The sequence below is a fragment of the Bradyrhizobium sp. 195 genome, assembly GCF_023101665.1.
Lineage (GTDB): Bacteria > Pseudomonadota > Alphaproteobacteria > Rhizobiales > Xanthobacteraceae > Bradyrhizobium.
In genome coordinates this window covers 5,455,252-5,472,898 of the sequence record NZ_CP082161.1, presented here as the reverse complement: position 1 = coordinate 5,472,898, position 17,647 = coordinate 5,455,252, and the positions used below count along the sequence as shown (strand labels likewise).

Below are 17,647 nucleotides of genomic sequence, written 5' to 3'. Positions count from 1 at the left end.
TCAAAGCCGCAAGACGTCGCAGGCGTCAACACAACATCGATTAAAAACGCGTCACGATTTCCGACAGGGACGGTCGCGGACGGTCTTCGCTGGGCTTGGTCGGCGTGCCGATATGGACGAAGCCGGCGAGCTTTTCGTCCGGCTTGAGGCCGAGTCCGTCGAGCACGTCCCGATCGAAGGAGAACCAGCCGGTCAGCCAGCAGGCGCCGTAACCGAGCGCGGTCGCGGCCGTGACGATATTCATGGCGCTGGCGCCCGCCGACAATTCCTGCTCGAACGCCGGCACCTTCGGATGCGGCTTGGTGAAGCTGACGATGCCGATCACCAGCGGCGCGTCGGTGAGGCGCTTGCGCTCGATCTCGATGTCGGCCGCGGGCGCGCCGGGATTCTTCCGCACAAAGACCTTCGCGATCACCTCGCCGGCACGCTGGCGGGCATCGCCCTCGAAGATGATGAAGCGCCAGGGCGCGAGCTTGCCGTGGTCGGGCACGCGCGCGCCGATGGTGAGGATCGTTTCGAGCTCGGCCGCCGAAGGGCCGGGCCCGGTCATCTCGCGCGGCTTGACCGAACGGCGGGTCTTCAGGAGTTCAATGGCATCGGGCACTGCGGAGTCCTTATGGCTTGGTGTTCTCGCCCGGAGATAGGCTCGGCAGAAGACGAATGGAAGGGATTTTAGAGGGATTATGAGGTCTGCTGGCGTTCCGGCAAGAAAGTTATGGTCCCAAGGTGGGACTATGCTAAGATGAATTGAATGAGGATCATAGCGCTCAGCACGATCAAGGCATTTCTCGATCGGGCAGGCGAGGTCTCCGATGCTCGTGAACCCCTGATGGCCTGGTTTCGGCAGGTAAAGCAGGCCGATTGGGCGAAGCCCGCCGACGTCAAGAGAGATATCCGAACCGCCAGTGTCCTCAAGGATGGCCGCGTCGCCTTCAACGTCGCCGGCAACAAATATCGGATCGTGGTCTGGATCAACTACCCATATCGCGTGGTTTATATCCGTTTTGTTGGAACACACCGACAGTACGACGCAGTCGATGCGCAAACTATTTAGGAGGTCGATGATGGAAATCGCGCCAATCAAGTCTAACCGAGACTATCGTCGCGTGCTCAAGGAGATCGAGACGTTGATGAGCGCGCGCCGGAACTCGCCTGAGGGCGATAGGCTGGACGTGCTTGTGACGCTCGTGGAGGCGTGGGAGCGGAAGCTCTACCGGCTGGACCTTCCAGATCCGGTCGAAGCCATCAAGTATCATATGGAACAGAGCGGTCTGCAGCCGAGGGACCTGATTCCCTTTATTGGCAGCCGCAATCGGGTTCACGAAGTGCTCAACCGGCGGCGCGAATTGACGCTCAGCATGATCAGACGTCTACATGAGGGACTCGGCATTCCCGCCGAGTCCCTCATCAAAGTTGGGCAAGATAGAGCCGCGTGAGCGCCGTCAGACGGCTTCCCGCATCCGCCGGACATCCGGCGGTGTCGCCTCGTCGACAAGGGCGGCGATCGCCTCGGCTGTCGTCATCACCTTCTGGCCGTCGCTGCCGAGGCGGCGGACCGAGACCGAATGCGTCTCGGCCTCTTTCTTGCCGACCACGAGCAGTGCGGGAATCTTGGCCAGCGAATGCTCGCGGACCTTGTAGTTGATCTTTTCGTTGCGCAGGTCGATCTCGACCCGCAGCCCCGCGCGCCGCGCCTGTTCCATCACCACCTTGGCGTATTCGTCGCCTTCCGAGGTGATGGTCGTGACCACCGCCTGCACCGGCGACAGCCAGAGCGGGAAGTTGCCGGCATAATGTTCGATCAGGATGCCGATATAGCGCTCCATCGAGCCGCAGATCGCCCGGTGCACCATGACAGGCGGTTTCTTGCCGCCGTCGTGGTCGATGTAGAACGCACCGAACCGCTCCGGGAGGTTGAAGTCGACCTGGGTGGTGCCGCACTGCCAGTCGCGGCCGATGGCATCGCGCAGCACATATTCGAACTTCGGCCCGTAGAAGGCGCCTTCGCCCGGGTTGATCTCGGTCTTGATGTGATTGCTCTGCGTCTGGATCTCGCGCAGCACCGTCGCCATCACGCGTTCGGCGTGATCCCACATCTCGTCCGTGCCGACGCGCTTCTCCGGCCGGGTCGAGAGCTTCACCGTGAGATCACCGGTGAAGCCGAAATCGGCGTAGGTCGACAGGATCAGGTCATTGATCTTCAGGCATTCCGCGGCGAGCTGGTCCTCGGTGCAGAAGATGTGCGCGTCGTCCTGGGTGAAGCCGCGCACGCGCATCAAGCCGTGCATGGCGCCGGAAGGCTCGTAGCGATGGACCACGCCGAACTCGGCGAGGCGCAGCGGCAGGTCGCGGTAGCTCTTCAGGCCATGCTTGAAGATCTGCACGTGACCGGGGCAGTTCATCGGCTTGAGCGCAAACCAGCGCTTGTCCTCGGCCTCGTCGCCGGCCGACTGCGCCGCGAACATGTTCTCGCGATACCAGCCCCAATGGCCCGAGGTCTCCCACAGCGCCTTGTCGAGGATCTGCGGCGCGTTGACCTCGCTGTAATCGCCGGTCAGGCGCCGGCGCATATAGGCGATCAGCTGCTGGAAGATGGTCCAGCCCTTCGGGTGCCAGAACACGACGCCCGGACCTTCCTCCTGGAAGTGGAAGAGGTCGAGCTCGCGCCCGAGCTTGCGATGGTCGCGCTTTTCGGCTTCCTCGATCTGCTTGAGGTAAGCGTCGAGGTCCTCCTGCTTGGCGAAGGCCGTGCCGTAGATGCGGGTCAGCATCGGATTGTTGCTGTCGCCGCGCCAATAGGCGCCGGCCACCTTCATCAGCTTGAAGGCGTTGCCGACCTTGCCGGTCGAGGTCATGTGCGGGCCGCGGCACAGATCGAACCAGTCGCCCTGGTAGTAGATCTTGATCGGCTCGGTGCCGGGAATGGCGTCGACCAGCTCGACCTTGAACGCCTCGCCCTTGTCGCGGAACACCTGCTTGGTCTTCTCGCGATCCCAAACCTCTTTCGTGAAAGGCTTGTCGCGCGCAATGAGCTCGCGCATTTTCTTCTCGATCGCGGCAAAGTCTTCCGGGGTGAACGGCTCATTGCGGAAGAAGTCGTAATAGAAGCCGTTCTCGATCACCGGACCGATGGTGACTTGCGTGCCCGGCCACAGCTTCTGCACGGCTTCGGCCAGCACGTGCGCGCAGTCATGGCGGATCAATTCGAGCGCGCGCGGATCGTCGCGGTTGACGAACTCGAGCTTGGCGTCGGCCTCGATGGGGTCGTTGAGGTCGGTGAGCACGCCGTCGAGCGCCATCGCGACCGTGCGCTTGGCCAGCGACGGCGAGATGCCCTTGGCGATGTCGAGGCCGGTGATGCTCTGGTCGTATTGACGCTGGGCGCCGTCTGGGAAGGTGAGGGTGACTTTGGCGGCGGGGGTCACGGGCTTCAGATTGGAGAGGCTGTACTGGAATCCGGACTCGGATTTCGGCTGGTCGGTCATTGCTTTACTCCTGAGGCTCACTCCTGCGAACGAGCGCAGGTAAGCGGGAACGAGCGATATATCAGGGGATTCGGCCTGCGCAATCCGGCAATTCCAAGAAAATCGGCGCAGAAAGCGGCGCGCGCGAACTATTTCCCGTGGGCCCTTTAACCGGCCGGACGACTGCTCTACATGCATCTGCATGGAAAGTGCACGCGCCCGGCGTTTCGCGCCAACCGCCCTGATGCTCGGCAATCTCGTCACCGGCTGCTCGGTGCTGGCCCCGGCGGGCATGCTGCCGGAGCTGGCGAGCGGGCTCGACGTCAGCATTCATGCGGCCGGGCTGCTGATCACCTTCGGCGCGGTGACGCTGTGCATCGGCTCGCCGCTGACGGCTTGGCTGACCAGTCGCATCGATCGGCGGACGTTGCTCACGACGACGCTGGCGGTGCTTGCGCTCGGCAATCTCGCCTCGGCCTTTGCGCCCGACTATGCGAGTCTGCTCGTCATCCGCCTGGTCATGCTCGCGGTCGGTGCGCTCTATACGCCGCAGGCCGCCGGCACGGCGGCGTTGATCGTGCCGGCGAAGCGGCGCGGCAGCACTATCGCCTATATCTTTCTCGGCTGGTCGCTGGCTGCCGCCGTCGGCCTTCCCCTGATCACCTTCATCGCCAGCCGCTATGGCTGGCGGGCGGCCTACGGTGAGATCGGCGCGCTTGGTTGTCTCAGCTTCGTGCTGTTGCTGCTGCGGCTGCCGGCGGGCCTGAAGGGCGCTCCGGTGGATTTGAAGACCTGGCGCGAGGTCGGGCGCAACAGGACGATTCTGCTGCTGCTTGCGGTCACCATGCTGCAAATGTCGGGGCAGTTCGTGGTGTTCACCTTCATGGGCCCGCTGCTCAACAAGCTCACCGGCGCCGGCCCCGATGCGATCGGCATGGTGTTCGCGCTCTACGGCGTTTGCGGCTTCCTCGGCGTCGTCATCGCCACCCGCATTGTCGACACCTGGGGTCCTTATCGCACCTCGCTGCTGTTCACCTGCCTGCTGCTTGCGGGGATCACGGGCTGGGCGCTCGGTGCGGGCACGCTTGCGTTCATGACGGCCGGGGTTGCTGTCTGGGGCCTCGGCTTTGCCTCGACCAATTCGATGCAGCAGGTGCGGCTGGTCGCGTCCGCGCCGGGGCTGGCGTCGGCGACCGTCGCACTCAACACCTCCGTGCTCTATATCGGTCAGGCGGTCGGCTCCGCGCTCGGCGGGCTGATGTTCGCCCGCGAGCTTCTGCATACGCTCGGCTTCGTTGCGGTCGGTTTCGTCGCGCTGGCTCTGATCCTGGTGATCCTGACCCGGCCCCGGCCCGCTGCCGCCACGGCCTGATCCCGTGTTTTCGTGGGCGCAAGGTGCTTGGCAAACCGCGCGCGGGAGCGCTAGAAGGCGAGGCATGGGGACCAAAGAGAGTTGACTGAGATGAGGATGATTCTGGCGGTTGCCGCGGTGCTCTATTCAGCCTCCGCGTTCGCGCAAGCCGACAAGCCACCGATGGTCGGGGACAAGCCGCTGGTGCAGGTCAAGCCCAAAGGCACCAAGGAGGCGGCGGCGAAGCCGGCCGCGGCGCCGAAGGGCAAGCCGCAGTCGGTCGCCGTGCGGCTGCAGGCCTGCCTCGAGATCGACGACGGTACCAAGGACCGCCTCAATTGCTACGACGGGGTGATGCCGCCGGCTCCGAAGCCGAAGCCTGCGAAGGCCAAGGGCTACGCCGATTGCCGGTTCTTCAAGGAAGAGGACGAGCGGCTGACCTGCTACAACGGCTTCGCCGAGAGCATTCCGAAGCTGCCGAAGAACTGAAGCCGAGCAGGCTCATGATCAGCCGCCGATCCGGCCCGCTGAGCAGCTCGCAGGCCTAGCGGCTCGAGGCGACGCGCGTGAGCGCCAGCGACGGCGTCGCCGCCATCTTCACCAGCACGTCCTTGAGCGGATCCCGCGTCCAGGCGCGGGTGACATAGTCGCGATGGGTGATGCCGTCGCCGGTCTCCACGAACACCACGCTGCCGGGACGGAGCGGTCCATCCATGTCCTCGGCGACGGTGATGCCCTTCTGGCGGAGCATGCTCATCAGCTCGCGGTCGCGCCGCGCGGTGTAACGGGTATAGGCGCTGACGAAGAAGCCGGTACGGTGGCTCTCGATCCAGGATGCGAACTTGTCCATTTCGCCATAGACGGCGTCGAGCAGCACGACGCCGCGGACGCGGTCGCTGATGCCGCCGACCTCCAGGCTCCAGGCCGTCGGCAGGAAGCCGCCGCTATAGCCGACGATCACGATCGGCATGTTGGCGAAGGCGCGCACGCTGTTGGGATCGCCGGTGACGCGGGCGAGGTGGTCGGCCGATTCCGCCATGAAGCGCTTGAAGCCGCCCGGTTGCCAGAACTTGCCGGCGCTGGAATCGGCGGCATCGACCGCCATCTGCGGGGCAAGCAGCACGGCATTGGCGCCGGAATCGGTGATCTGCTTGGGCACGAGCTGGCGATCACGCACGTCGCGCTCGAGCGTTGCGCCATTGCCGTGGAAGAACACCACGATCACGCCCGGCTTGCGCACGTCGAAATGCTCGGGCACGTGCATCAGCACGCGGCTGTCATTGTAGGTCTCGTCCTGCCAGAACACGCGACCGGAATAGCTGCGATGGCCGCGGCGATCGCCCTTGGAGATGTTGAGAAAGGGCGCGTCGGAGACGGGGTTGTTGCCGAAATAGGGAAAGGCCGACGACTTCATGCTGACGAGGGTCGTCAGGTCGTCGCGGGCCGGACGCTTGTAGGGGATCTGGGGCTCGAGCGAAGCGACCTTGTAGGGGGCCTGCTCGGGCGGCTGTTGCTGCACGGCGCGCTTGGGCGAGAAGTCCGACATCTGCCGTTGCAGGAGACTTTCGCTGGCCGAGGGGAAGCGCTCCCTAAATTGCGGGGCAGGGAAGCGATCCTCGAACGTGTCGCCGCTTGCGACTTGCTGATTGGTTTTCGCGACGACCTGATTGACCACTTGGACATTGGCCTGCGAGTTCGCCGCGAGCGCTGCCGGGTTCGGCGCCTTGCCGCATTGAACCAGCGTCAACGACAGCGGCACCAAGGCTGAGGTCAGGCCGATCCTGAGCGCACGACCGCGCCGACCGGACGGCGTCCGATCGGCACGACTGTCAGCTCTCATTTTCGGAACGGCCCCGACCATCCACCCATGACCCCAAGCGACGAACCCAAGTCACGAACCTAAGTCACGAACCATCGGCAATATCGAGACAATTGAGCCGATTGGCGTTTAGGCGACGTTAAGCGTCCGGAGAAACTTCCCCACATCCGGAACGCTCAAAAGGACCACGCAATCGTGTCCTGATTGTGGGGGATGAGAACGGGGTTTCCCGGGGCGTACGCAGCATTTTCGCCTTGGGTGTAGGAAAATGCGGTGCTCAAATACCCGTTGTCGTCGCCTCATTTAACCCTTGTTAACCCTGCTTGAATTGACTGGGCCAAACTGCACGATGCGCCCGCAAGGCAAGACGCCTGAGGTTAAGGACCCCGATGACGGCATCAGATGCGGGAACCGGACCCTGGACTGGCCGGCTGACCGGAAGCGGGACCGGGGTCTCGGCTCTGGTCGCAACCGCCATCGTCGTGGCCGACATGATCGGGGTCGGTGTCTTCACCAGCCTCGGCTTCCAGGTCAAGGATATCCCCTCCGGCTTCTCGATCCTGCTGCTGTGGACCGTCGGTGGCATCGTCGCGCTGTGCGGGGTGTTCGCCTACAGCGAGCTCGGGGCGATGTTTCCGCGCTCGAGCGGCGAGTACAACTTCCTCGGCCGTGCCTATCATCCGGCCTTCGGTTTTCTCGCTGGCTGGGTCTCGGCCACGGTGGGTTTTGCCGCGCCCGTCGCGCTCGCGGCGATGGCGTTCGGCGAATACGCCAAATCGGTCGTGCCCGATCTGCCGCCGATCCCGCTCGCGATCGCCGTGGTGTGGCTGGTCTCGCTCGTGCAATTGACCGGCGTCAGGCACTCCTCGACCTTCCAGCTGATCTCGACGATCATCAAGGTCGTGCTGATCGTGGCCTTCCTGGTCGCCGGCTTCGTCATCGCTGCCCCGCAACCGATCACATTCACGCCGCAGCCGGGCGATATCGCCCACATCGTCAGCGCGCCCTTCGCGATCGGGCTCGTCTTCGTGATGTACTCGTTCTCGGGCTGGAATGCCGCGACCTACATCATCGGTGAGATGAACACGCCGCAGCGGAGCCTGCCGCGCGCGCTGCTGGTGGGCACGCTGATCGTGCTCGTGCTGTATGTCGCGCTGAACGCGGTGTTCCTCTACTCCACGCCGGTCGGTGCGCTCGCCGGCCAGCTCGACGTCGCCAGTGTTGCCGGCAGCGCCATCTTCGGCAGCCTCGGCGGCCGGATCGTCGGCGCGATGATCTGCGTCGGCCTGATCTCCTCGATCTCTGCGATGATGTGGATCGGCCCGCGCGTGATGATGACGATGGGGGAGGACATCCCCGCCTTACGCGTCTTCTCGAAGCGATCGGCGAGCGGCGCGCCGGCCTATGCCATCCTGTTTCAGCTCGTCGTCGCCAATCTGCTGCTGTTCACGCGCAGCTTCGAGGCGGTGCTCGACTTCATCCAGTTCGCACTCTTGTTTTGCTCGTTCTTCACGGTCGCCGGCGTCATCAAGCTGCGCATCACCGATCCCGATTTGCCGAGGCCCTATCGCGCCTGGGGATACCCGTTCACGCCGCTCGTTTTCCTGCTCGTGACCGCGTTCATGATGTACTACCTGTTGACCGAGCGGCCGGTGCAGTCGCTCTCGGGGATGCTCGTCATGCTCTCGGGCCTGTTGATCTATGCTGTTTTCCGCAGGCGGCCGGTCGCCGCTGGCAATTCATCACATCGCGAATAGACATGTTTCGCCCCCTCAGAATTGCGGCCGCCGCTCTTGCCCTGCTGGCTGCGGCCGTCTCGTCCGCAAGCGCCGCCGACGTGACCTTCGATGACACCGCGCGCTTCCTTGCGGGCATGCAGCCCTCGGCTGACTCGCCGCTGGTGCCGCTGACCAGGGATCCGGGCTGGCAGCGCCATGCAAAGTTCTTCGACGGCGCCTTCGCCCAGCTCGAACAGCGCCAGCTCTCGAAGATCCGCAATTGGGCCGACGTCAATCTCGCCGCCCCCCGGCCGACCATGTTCTACCTGTTCAGCGGGCCCGATTTCCTTTACGCCAACACCTTCTATTCCAAGGCCAGCACCTATGTGCTCGGCGCGCTGGAGCCGGTCGGCGCCGTGCCCGATTTGACGCGGCTGCCGCGCGGCTCGGTGGGCGCGGCGCTCTACAATGTCGAGCGTTCGCTCGGCTCGATCCTGAGCTTCTCGTTCTTCATCACCAAACAGATGAAGGTCGACCTGCACGCCAACCAGGTCAACGGCACGTTGCCGATCCTCTATGTCTTCCTCGCCCGTTCCGGCAAGACCATCCGCAACGTCGAGATGGTCGCGCTCGACGACAAGGGCGGGGTGCATGTCGGCGACGACAATCCGGGACGGAACGCGACGCGCGGCGTCCGCATCACCTTTGCAGGCCCCGACGGCGAGACGCGCACCCTGTATTATTTCTCGACCGATCTTTCCAATTCCGGCGCGCGCGCCACGGGTTTCCTGAAATTCTGCGAGACGCTTGGCCCCGGCAACAGCCTGCTCAAGAGCGCGTCCTATTTGTTGCACTCCGGCAACTTCACCGTCGTGCGCGATTGGCTGCTCGCCAACAGTGCCACCATCATCCAGGACGATTCCGGCATTCCGCTCGCGAACTACAGCGCGCGGCAATGGCGGTTCTTCCCGTTCGGCCGCTATCTCGGGCCAATTGACGAATTCCCCGGCCGCCACCAGGCGCGCTACGCCGAATTGTTCACACGCGCCCAGCCGATCGATTTTGGCGTCGGCTATCGCTGGCGGATGCACGAGTCGAATCTGCTGCTGGCGGTGAGGGTGCCGGGCACCGAAACGGCGCCGGGCGGGGAGGCGACCTCGGCGGCCGAGCCGGCGCCAAAGCCGCCGCGTCCGAAGCGACTGCGTCCACCCGAGCCGATACCGCCACCGCCCGGGCGCTTCTACTGGCTCCGCTGATTACCAATGCACGCTCTGGCTCGGCACGATGAACGCCGTCGTGCTCGGCGGCGTCGCAAGGCTCGATGCCAGATACCAGCCCGAGCCGAGCACGAGCGCCAGCAAGGCGACGATCGCGAGCAGATCCATGGTTCTGGGGTCGTGGTGCCGCCTGGAGCCGGGATTGGGCCCGAGTCTGAAGTGAAGATGAGGGCTGATTTTCCAGCGCATTGTTGTTTCCTCCCCGGGGGAGCATCAAAACAACGCGGGACGGAAGGCCAAGGTTCCGCTCAGGCGATCGATGCGCAAGGCATCGCAGCAATCTCACGATGCATTGACGCCGCGCCAGCGGGCATAGCGCCATGGCAGATACCAGCGCGCGCGTTGCGGCGCGGTAAGCGGCACATTGTCGATGCCCGACGTGCCAAACGGATTGCAGCGGAGCAGCCGCGCGAGCGTCATCCAGCCGCCGGCCCAGAGCCCGAACCGTTCGATCGCCTCGTCGCCATAGACGGAGCAGGTCGGCAGGTGCCGGCAATTGTAGCCGACCAGAGGCGACAGCGTATGCCGATAGAGCCAGATCAGCGCACGGCCGAATCTGCGCGGGAGCCGAAGCGCCGCGTCGACCGGACTGGAACAATGCCCGCAGGCTGAATGCTTCATGTGCGCTGTGCTGCCACGTTAGGCGAGGTGTTGCACGGTTCCGGCGCAGGGAACTGTAAGCTGTTGTTTCCGCGCCATATTTTGCATGCTTTTTGGGAGCAGTGCAGCAAGTGCCTGTGGACGATCTGTATTCCCCCGGATACCATTTTTGTGACGTCCATGTGTAGAATCATACGCGTGTATGATGGACTCAGTGGGCGCTACCGGGGATTGTTGGGGACCTTTGGGGCTTGGGGAAGGAACCAGATTGAGACTTCTGAACTCCCTTGATCTTCGCGGCTGGTTGCTGGTGGGAACCGCCGTGTGTGGAGTCGTGCTGGCTGGCGCCGTCGCGACGCTCGGGTCGTCGGCCCGCGCCGGTGCTGCTCTCGAAGAGCGCAAGCTACCGATGAAGTTCAACTGGATCGCCTGCGAGCCGAACTGCCGCGGCTGGGTCAGTGCGGTGGGCATCATCACCGCCGATACGCCGAAGGATTTCGAAGAGTTTTCCCGTGGTCGCCAGCTCGGCGGTGCCACCGTGGTGCTCGATTCCAGCGGCGGTTCCGTCAATGACGCGATCACGCTTGGCCGACGCTTCCGCAATCTCGGGCTCTTGACCACGGTCGGCGTAAGCTTCCGCGCCGGGCAGTCCGCTCGTCCGGCGGTCGCGCCTGAGGCCTATTGCGAATCCATGTGCGTGTTCCTGCTGCTGGCCGGCAAGAAGCGCTACGTGCCGGAAGCCGCCCATGTCCGCGTCCACCAGATCTGGATGGGCGACCGCGCCGATGATGCCAAGTCGGCGAGCTACAGCGCGCAGGACCTGATGATCGTGGAGCGCGACATCGGCCGGCTCGCCAAATACACCTTCGACATGGGCGGAGCGGGCGACCTGCTGTCGCTCGCGCTCAGCGTTCCACCCTGGGAAGATCTGCATGAGCTGGACGCCGGCGAGCTCAAGCTCACCAATCTCGTGACGACAGATCTCGTTGCCGACGTGCTGCCGCACGTGGACATCTCCGCGCCGGCGATGGCGGAGCTTGCCCCGAAGACGCAGGCCCGGTTCGGCGTGGAACCGGAGCAGCCCGCCAAGTCGACCAAGACGGCGGAAGCCATCGTGCCGACCGGCGGTGTGGCCGCGCCAGCCCCGGCGGCGCCGAAGTAAGCTCTTCAATCTTGGCAGTCAGGCGCGCGTAGCGCGAACTGTGTTGCGCAATTGCGCACCTGAGAATCTCGAGCGCGACCTGGATTCCAGGTTCGATGCTACGCATCGCCCCGGAATGACGGGAGAGGTCTCAGCCCTGCGCCACAGCGGGCAGCTTGGCTTTGGCTTCGATCTGGCCGATGGCGTCAACCACGGCATCGAAGGTTAGAAGCGTCGAGGCGTGGCGCGCCTTGTAGTCGCGGACCGGCTCGAGGAACTTGATCTCCTCCCATTTGCCTTCAGGAGGCGCACCGTTCTCCTTCAGCATCTTGCGAACAGTTTCGCGTAACTCACGGAGTTCGCTCGCAGTCGAGCCGACGATCCGACTTGCCATGATGGATGAGGAGGCTTGGCCGAGGGCGCAGGCCTTCACGTCATGAGCGAAGTCGGTGACGGTGTCTCCAGTCATCTTGAGATCGATCTTGACGGTCGAACCGCACAGCTTCGAGTGGGCGGTGGCGGAGGCATCGGGGTCCGATAGCCGTCCGAGGCGCGGAATATTCCCGGCCAGTTCGATGATCCGCTTGTTGTAGATGTCGTTCAGCATGTGATGGAGTCCAGCACTTCCGCACCCGATCGGCCTTGGCGGGCGGCGTCCACGGTCCTATATAGGGTCGGAACTGGCGGAAAAACAGTCCAGCAGCGCGCCGGCGGCGATTTCCAACTGTGCGGCCGGCATTGCAGCCTGCGGACCCTTTGCGCCAAAACTGTTCTCTTCAGGCGTCCGGCGGCTTGGCCGCCCCGTCTGCCGGTGACACTCCGGCCGCGAGGCCGTCGAACGGAGTCGATATGGACGCTACAATCAAATCCATCCGCCCGGGCAAGCCCTCCGACCGGCAGCCCGAGAGCCGCGCGGCCGAGCTTGATCCTGCCGAATTCCTCGCGGCTGCCGTCCGCGCCGACCAGCCGCGCCCGGCGCGTGCAGAGGCGGAAGCAGCCGTGAAGACGCTGCTCGCCTATATCGGCGAGAACACCGAGCGCGAGGGCTTGCTCGACACGCCGCGCCGCGTGGTCGAGGCCTTCGACGAGCTCTATCAGGGCTATCATCAGTGCCCGGCCGAGGTGCTCGACCGCACCTTCGGCGAGACCGCCGGCTATGACGATTTCGTGCTGGTGCGCGACATCGAGTTCACCTCGCAGTGCGAGCATCACATGATGCCGTTCTACGGCAAGGCGCACATCGCCTATACGCCGGTGGAACGCGTCGTCGGCCTGTCCAAGCTGGCGCGCCTCACCGATATCTTCGCCCGCCGGCTCCAAACCCAGGAGCATCTGACGGCGCAGATCGCGGCTGCGATCGACGAAGTCCTCAAGCCGCGCGGCGTTGCGGTGCTGATCGAGGCCGAGCATACCTGCATGTCGGTGCGCGGCGTCGCCAAGCATGGCGCTTCCACCTTCACCAGCCGCTTCACCGGCATGTTCCGCGACAATCCGGCGGAACAGGCCCGTTTCCTGTCCCTGGTGCGAGGCACGCGCTGACCTCGCGGCGGTTTATTGTTTGAGCATGACCTTGTCGGAAAACCGCGGCGCACTTTTCCGGGTCATGCTCTAGCGAGGCTTGTTGTGTCCGCTCATTCCCATGAGATCGAGGAAGGCTTGTCCTTCCAGCCGCGGTTCGACGCGGCAGGGCTCGTGACCTGCGTCGCGACCGACATTGCCACCGGCGATGTGCTCATGGTCGCGCACATGAACGAGGAGGCACTGCGCAAGACGATCGCGACCGGTGAGGCCTGGTACTTCAGCCGTTCGCGCAATGCCTTGTGGCGAAAAGGTGAGACCTCAGGTCAAACCCAGCGCGTGGTCGAGATGCGTACCGATTGCGACCAGGACGCGGTCTGGATCCGCGTCGAGCAGGTCGGCGCGGCCTGCCACACCGGGCGGCGGTCCTGCTTCTACCGGAAGGTCGAAGGTGAGGGCGGCGGGGCGAAGCTGGTGTTCACCGATGCCGAGCGGCTGTTTGATCCCAGCGACGTCTATGAGAAGTAACTCGCTGTCATTCCGGGGCGCACCGCAGGTGCGAGCCCGGAATCCATTTAGCCGCGCGTGATGTCTTGCGATGGATTCCGGGCTCGCGCTCCGCGCGCCCCGGAATGACGACAGCGTCTAGTTAACCCCGCATTAACCATACCTGTCCCACGGTGAGACGACGGGCGCCGAATTGCCGGCGCCATTCAACGCCGCGCGGGGCGGGCACCTCATCATGTCGGTCGACAATTTCAGTGCCACGCAGACGGCCGGTCTCGATCCGTCGCGGGCGCGCGTCGCCGGTGCGATCAAGCAGGCCTCGAACGTCACCGGCGTCAGCTTCCAGTACATGCTGACCACCGCCAAGATGGAATCGGACTTCAATCCGACGGCCGGGGCCACGACGTCGTCCGCGCACGGACTCTACCAATTCATCGACCAGACCTGGCTCGGCACCGTGAAGGAAGCCGGAACCCAGCTCGGCTACGGCAACTATTCCGACGCCATCACCAGGACCTCGTCGGGCACCTACACCGTCGATGATCCCGCTATGAAGCGGTCGATCATGAAGCTGCGCGACGATCCCGATGCCGCCTCCGCCATGGCGGGCGCACTGACGCAGTCGAACAGCTTCAAGCTCACCGGCTTGCTCGGCCGCAGGCCGAGCGACAGTGAGCTCTACATGGCGCATTTCATGGGCGTCGGCGGGGCTGCAAAACTGATCGCCAATGCCGAGGACAATCCGCAAGCGGTCGGTGCGCGGCTGTTTCCGAACGCGGCGTCCGCCAATCGCTCGATCTTCTACGAGAGGGATGGCCGCGCCCGCAGCGTCTCCGAAGTCTATTCGGTGCTGGATGCGCGCTATGCCAGCGCGGCCAATTCGAAAACGACCCGCGGCGCGATGGCGATGTATGGCGGCACGCCGTCGACCACGGTCGCGAGCGCGAGCGGCGTGCAGCCCGCCGCGCCCGTCATCGACAACGCCGCCTATCTCCAGACCTTCCCGAACGCACGCGCGGTGACGCCCGTCAGTGCATCGGCGCCAACGACGCTCGCGGACAATGCCCCGAGCACGCCGGTGTTTCGTTCGATCTATCAGCCCGGTGATGCCACGCAGCCGGTCTCGACCACGGTGCAGAAATTATGGGGCAACAATGCCTCGCTCACCTCGGTCGCACCGGCGACCTCGGTCGCGTCAGCGACGCCGGATGTGCGGCCGCCGCAGCCACTCGATCTCTTCAGCGATCGCAGCGGCACGTTCTCGAGCTAGAACTCACTCTCGTGTCCCGGACGCGCTGCACTGCGTCCGGGCAGGAGATTGAGGTCATCGTGCGCAGCTACATCAGCACCGTCATTGCGAGCGCAGCGAAGCAATCCAGAAATGTATCCGCGAAGGGATTCTGGATTGCTTCGCTGCGCTCGCAATGACGGAGTATGGGCGAGAGCTCTCATCCGCTCGTGTCCCGGACGCGCTGCAACGCAATAGCGCGTCGAAGACGCGCGTAGCCGCGCTTATGGCGTTGCTGCGCTGCGTCCGGGGCACGCATCCCAGGCGGCTTTGTTCCCTTAACAAAACGTCAATTAAACCAGCCAGTTATGGTGAACGCTTTGTTAAGCGTCGTGGTTTATTTTGTGTTGCAGGTGACGAGCCGTCATCATTTTCGTTTGTTGTGTAAGCCGGAAGCAGCATGATTGTTCGGCAGTTCATCAATTGGATCAGGACGGCGCCGGCCGGCGAGCGGGCCGAGGCCACACGGGCGTTGGCCCGGGCCTGGCTGATCTCAGATCTTTCCACAGACGACCGCATCGCCGCCGAAGGCGCGCTCTTGATGCTGCTCGACGATGCCTCGCCGCTGGTGCGGCAGGCGATGGCCGAGGCTTTTGCGCGCAGCACGGATGCGCCGGCGTCGATCGTGCGGGCGCTGTCGGCGGATCAGCCGACCGTCGCGCTGCCCGTGCTCGAACATTCTCCGCTCTTGATCGACGCCGATCTCGTCGACATTGTTGCGACCGGCAATGACGAGGTGCAATGCGCGGTCGCCCGCCGCATCGCGCTGCCGGTCTCGGTCTGCGCCGCCATCGCCGAAGTCGGCTGCGCGGCGGCCGCGCTGGAGTTGATCGAAAATCCTCATGCCGAGCTTGCGCCGTTCTCGTGGAATCGCATCGTCGAGCGCCACGGCCATCTCGCCGCGATTCGCGAGGCGATGCTGGTGCTGGATGATCTGCCGTCCGCAACCCGGGCCGCGCTGGTGGCGAAACTCTCCGAGACGCTGGCGCAATTCGTCGTGGCGCGGAACTGGCTGAGCGCCGATCGTGCCGATCGCATCACGATCGAGGCGCGTGACCGCTCCACCATCAACATCGCGGCGCGCTCGCGCGGCGAGGACATGCAGGGCCTCGTGCATCATTTGCGCGTCACGGGCCAGCTGACTGCCGGCCTGATCCTGCGCGCATTGCTGTCCAGCAATCTCGATTTGTTCGACGCGGCGCTGGCCGAGCTCGCCGACCTGCCGCTGGCGCGCGTCACCGCGCTTCTGCACGATCGCGGCGGCAATAGCCTGCACGCGCTGCTCCGCCGCGCCGGGCTGCCCGAGGCGACGTTCGCGGCATTCCAGGTCGCGCTCGATGCCTGCCACGAGCAGGGCTTTGTCGACAGTGACGACGGCGCGGCGCGGCTGCGCCGGCGCATGGTCGAGCGCGTGCTCACCCATTGCGAGACCGACAGCGGCGCCACCGAGCCGCTGATGGTTTTGCTGCGCCGCTTCGCCACGGAGTCGGCGCGCGAGGAGGCAAGGCTGTTCTGCGACGAGCTCGCCACGGACGAGGACACCTACGACGATCTGATCGCGGCGTAACGAGATGCCGTAGGGTGGGCTAGGCGAAGCCGTAACCCACCAATTCTGTCTCTGCGGCAATCAAAGCGGTGGATTACGCTGCGCTAATCCACCCTACGATCTGATCGTGGGGATAGGCCCAGCCTACCAACCGCCGTCATTGCGAGCGCAGCGAAGCAATCCAGAGTCTTTCCGCGGAAAGACTCTGGATTGCTTCGTCGCAAGTGCTCCTCGCAATGACGGGGAGAGAGCTGGACCTCAGTCCACCGGCACGATGCTCGGCGCCAGGATCACCTCGAGATGCTCGGGGCGGTCGCGGTTGACATGGGCGAGATAGTCGTCGGCGACCTTGCGCAGGCGCCGGCTCAACTCGGCGGAGACGCTGATGCTGTCGAGCCTGGTGTTCTCGTGCACGATGGCGAGAATGGCGTTGATGTGGTGCGTGAACAGTTCGGCCGGCACCTTTTCGAGATCAGGTGCGTGCTCGATGACGCGGCACAGGCTCTCGGCTACCCCCGCCGCGGCCGGATAGCCGAAGGTTGCGGCGTCACCCTTGATGTCGTGGGCGGCGTGAAACAGCTCGTCGCGCCTTTCCTTGGTGAAGCCGTCATTCCGGACGGCGACATAGGCGGCCGACAGCCGGTTGACCTCCGTCGTCATCCAGTCCTTGAACTCGCCCGAAAGACCCGCGAGCGCCTGCTCGGCACGGGCGACTGGATCGTCCAGGTCCTTCTCTTCGACGCGGCGCAGAACCTTGCGCAGCGGGTTGGGCTGCGTGATGATTTGATGCGTGGCGAAGGCCTTGACCTCGATGTCCTTTGCGCTGTTCTTCGCCATGATGCCTGCCTCGTCGGGGACGTTGCGCTAGATGGAGGAACGGGCTTTGTCGAGCAGCGAGGGCTGCTGCAGCACCTCGTGCTTTTCGCCGACGCGGCGCTCGGGACCCATATAGGCGGAATTGGTGTTGCGGCGCCGGTCCGGCCCGAAATAGGACTTGGTCTTGATGAAGGGGCGGGGATTGGCGACCACGTTGAGGATGCGCTGATAGAGCCCCTTGGCCGAGATCGGCTTGGCCAGGAATTCGGTGACGCCGGCATCGCGCGCGACAGTGACACGGCGCTTCTCGGAATGACCGGTCAGCATGATGATCGGCGCGTAGGGGTTGCCCTTGGAGTCCGGCTGCCGGATCATCTGCGCGAGCTCGAGCCCGTCGAAGATCGGCATGGCCCAGTCGGTGATGACGATGTCGGGCACGTAATGGCTGTACATCTCGAGCGCGGTGGCGCCGTCCTCGGCCTCGTAGACTTCGCGCGCGCCAAAGGAATGCAGCAGCGTCCGCAGGATGCGGCGCATGTGCGGATTGTCGTCGCAGACGAGGAAGCGCAGCTTGTTGAAGTCGATACGGAACATGACGCCCG

The 17,647-nt window shown here is 64.3% G+C and carries 19 protein-coding genes; 11 read left to right on the top strand and 8 right to left on the bottom strand.

Annotated features, from left to right (window positions below; translation table 11 throughout):
• Positions 1-40: 40 nt before the first annotated feature.
• Positions 41-604: a nitroreductase family protein gene (locus IVB26_RS25600; protein WP_247967934.1), complete on the bottom strand. Its 564-nt coding sequence runs from the start codon at positions 602-604 to the stop codon at positions 41-43.
• A gap of 147 nt (positions 605-751) precedes the next feature.
• Between IVB26_RS25600 and IVB26_RS25595 the strand changes: the two genes are divergently transcribed.
• The gene (locus IVB26_RS25595; protein ID WP_247967933.1) at positions 752-1,054 is read left to right on the top strand and encodes a type II toxin-antitoxin system HigB family toxin; all 303 of its coding nucleotides are present in this window, start codon (positions 752-754) and stop codon (positions 1,052-1,054) included.
• A gap of 10 nt (positions 1,055-1,064) precedes the next feature.
• Positions 1,065-1,436, top strand: a complete 372-nt coding sequence (locus IVB26_RS25590; protein WP_247973274.1) for a helix-turn-helix domain-containing protein — start codon at positions 1,065-1,067, stop codon at positions 1,434-1,436.
• A 6-nt stretch (positions 1,437-1,442) separates the two neighbouring features.
• Here IVB26_RS25590 and thrS read toward each other — a convergent pair whose 3' ends face one another.
• Positions 1,443-3,485 (bottom strand): threonine--tRNA ligase, encoded by a 2,043-nt coding sequence (thrS, locus tag IVB26_RS25585; protein WP_247967932.1) that lies wholly within the window; start codon positions 3,483-3,485, stop codon positions 1,443-1,445.
• Between the two features lie 181 nt (positions 3,486-3,666).
• On the opposite strand from thrS, the gene IVB26_RS25580 reads away from it, so the two are divergent.
• Together IVB26_RS25580 and IVB26_RS25575 are read left to right on the top strand one after the other, a co-directional pair.
• On the top strand, positions 3,667-4,836 hold the full coding sequence (locus IVB26_RS25580; RefSeq protein WP_247967931.1) for an MFS transporter: 1,170 nt from the start codon (positions 3,667-3,669) through the stop codon (positions 4,834-4,836).
• A 90-nt stretch (positions 4,837-4,926) separates the two neighbouring features.
• Positions 4,927-5,304, top strand: a complete 378-nt coding sequence (locus tag IVB26_RS25575) for a hypothetical protein (protein WP_247967930.1) — start codon at positions 4,927-4,929, stop codon at positions 5,302-5,304.
• Positions 5,305-5,359: 55 nt separating this feature from the next.
• On the opposite strand, the gene IVB26_RS25570 is transcribed toward IVB26_RS25575, so the two are convergent.
• Positions 5,360-6,676: an alpha/beta hydrolase gene (locus IVB26_RS25570; protein WP_247967929.1), complete on the bottom strand. Its 1,317-nt coding sequence runs from the start codon at positions 6,674-6,676 to the stop codon at positions 5,360-5,362.
• A 347-nt stretch (positions 6,677-7,023) separates the two neighbouring features.
• Between IVB26_RS25570 and IVB26_RS25565 the strand changes: the two genes are divergently transcribed.
• Both IVB26_RS25565 and IVB26_RS25560 read left to right on the top strand, forming a co-directional pair.
• Positions 7,024-8,391, top strand: coding sequence for an APC family permease (locus IVB26_RS25565; protein ID WP_247967928.1), 1,368 nt, complete (start codon positions 7,024-7,026; stop codon positions 8,389-8,391).
• Positions 8,392-8,393: 2 nt separating this feature from the next.
• A complete protein-coding gene (locus IVB26_RS25560; RefSeq protein WP_247967927.1) occupies positions 8,394-9,608 on the top strand; it encodes a hypothetical protein in 1,215 nt (404 codons plus the stop codon).
• Here IVB26_RS25560 and IVB26_RS43220 read toward each other — a convergent pair whose 3' ends face one another.
• Complete coding sequence (locus tag IVB26_RS43220) at positions 9,609-9,818, bottom strand: hypothetical protein (protein ID WP_346732833.1); 210 nt, start codon at positions 9,816-9,818, stop codon at positions 9,609-9,611.
• 93 nt (positions 9,819-9,911) lie between these two features.
• Positions 9,912-10,250, bottom strand: a complete 339-nt coding sequence (gene yidD / locus IVB26_RS25555) for a membrane protein insertion efficiency factor YidD (RefSeq protein ID WP_247967926.1) — start codon at positions 10,248-10,250, stop codon at positions 9,912-9,914.
• A gap of 247 nt (positions 10,251-10,497) precedes the next feature.
• Between yidD and IVB26_RS25550 the strand changes: the two genes are divergently transcribed.
• Positions 10,498-11,391: a COG3904 family protein gene (locus tag IVB26_RS25550; protein WP_247967925.1), complete on the top strand. Its 894-nt coding sequence runs from the start codon at positions 10,498-10,500 to the stop codon at positions 11,389-11,391.
• 130 nt (positions 11,392-11,521) lie between these two features.
• On the opposite strand, the gene IVB26_RS25545 is transcribed toward IVB26_RS25550, so the two are convergent.
• A complete protein-coding gene (locus IVB26_RS25545; protein ID WP_247967924.1) occupies positions 11,522-11,977 on the bottom strand; it encodes an iron-sulfur cluster assembly scaffold protein in 456 nt (151 codons plus the stop codon).
• Positions 11,978-12,219: 242 nt separating this feature from the next.
• Between IVB26_RS25545 and folE the strand changes: the two genes are divergently transcribed.
• From folE to IVB26_RS25525, 4 genes are all read left to right on the top strand, one after another.
• The gene (gene folE, locus IVB26_RS25540; RefSeq protein WP_247967923.1) at positions 12,220-12,909 is read left to right on the top strand and encodes a GTP cyclohydrolase I FolE; all 690 of its coding nucleotides are present in this window, start codon (positions 12,220-12,222) and stop codon (positions 12,907-12,909) included.
• A gap of 84 nt (positions 12,910-12,993) precedes the next feature.
• A complete protein-coding gene (gene hisI / locus IVB26_RS25535) occupies positions 12,994-13,416 on the top strand; it encodes a phosphoribosyl-AMP cyclohydrolase (protein ID WP_247967922.1) in 423 nt (140 codons plus the stop codon).
• A 214-nt stretch (positions 13,417-13,630) separates the two neighbouring features.
• Entirely contained in the window at positions 13,631-14,665 is a 1,035-nt protein-coding gene (locus IVB26_RS25530) for a lytic transglycosylase domain-containing protein (RefSeq protein WP_247967921.1), read from the top strand.
• 418 nt (positions 14,666-15,083) lie between these two features.
• Entirely contained in the window at positions 15,084-16,250 is a 1,167-nt protein-coding gene (locus tag IVB26_RS25525) for a DUF2336 domain-containing protein (RefSeq protein WP_247967920.1), read from the top strand.
• Between the two features lie 237 nt (positions 16,251-16,487).
• Here IVB26_RS25525 and IVB26_RS25520 read toward each other — a convergent pair whose 3' ends face one another.
• Both IVB26_RS25520 and IVB26_RS25515 read right to left on the bottom strand, forming a co-directional pair.
• Positions 16,488-17,066, bottom strand: a complete 579-nt coding sequence (locus IVB26_RS25520) for an Hpt domain-containing protein (RefSeq protein ID WP_247967919.1) — start codon at positions 17,064-17,066, stop codon at positions 16,488-16,490.
• A gap of 27 nt (positions 17,067-17,093) precedes the next feature.
• Positions 17,094-17,639: a response regulator gene (locus IVB26_RS25515; protein WP_247967918.1), complete on the bottom strand. Its 546-nt coding sequence runs from the start codon at positions 17,637-17,639 to the stop codon at positions 17,094-17,096.
• Positions 17,640-17,647 lie beyond the last annotated feature (8 nt).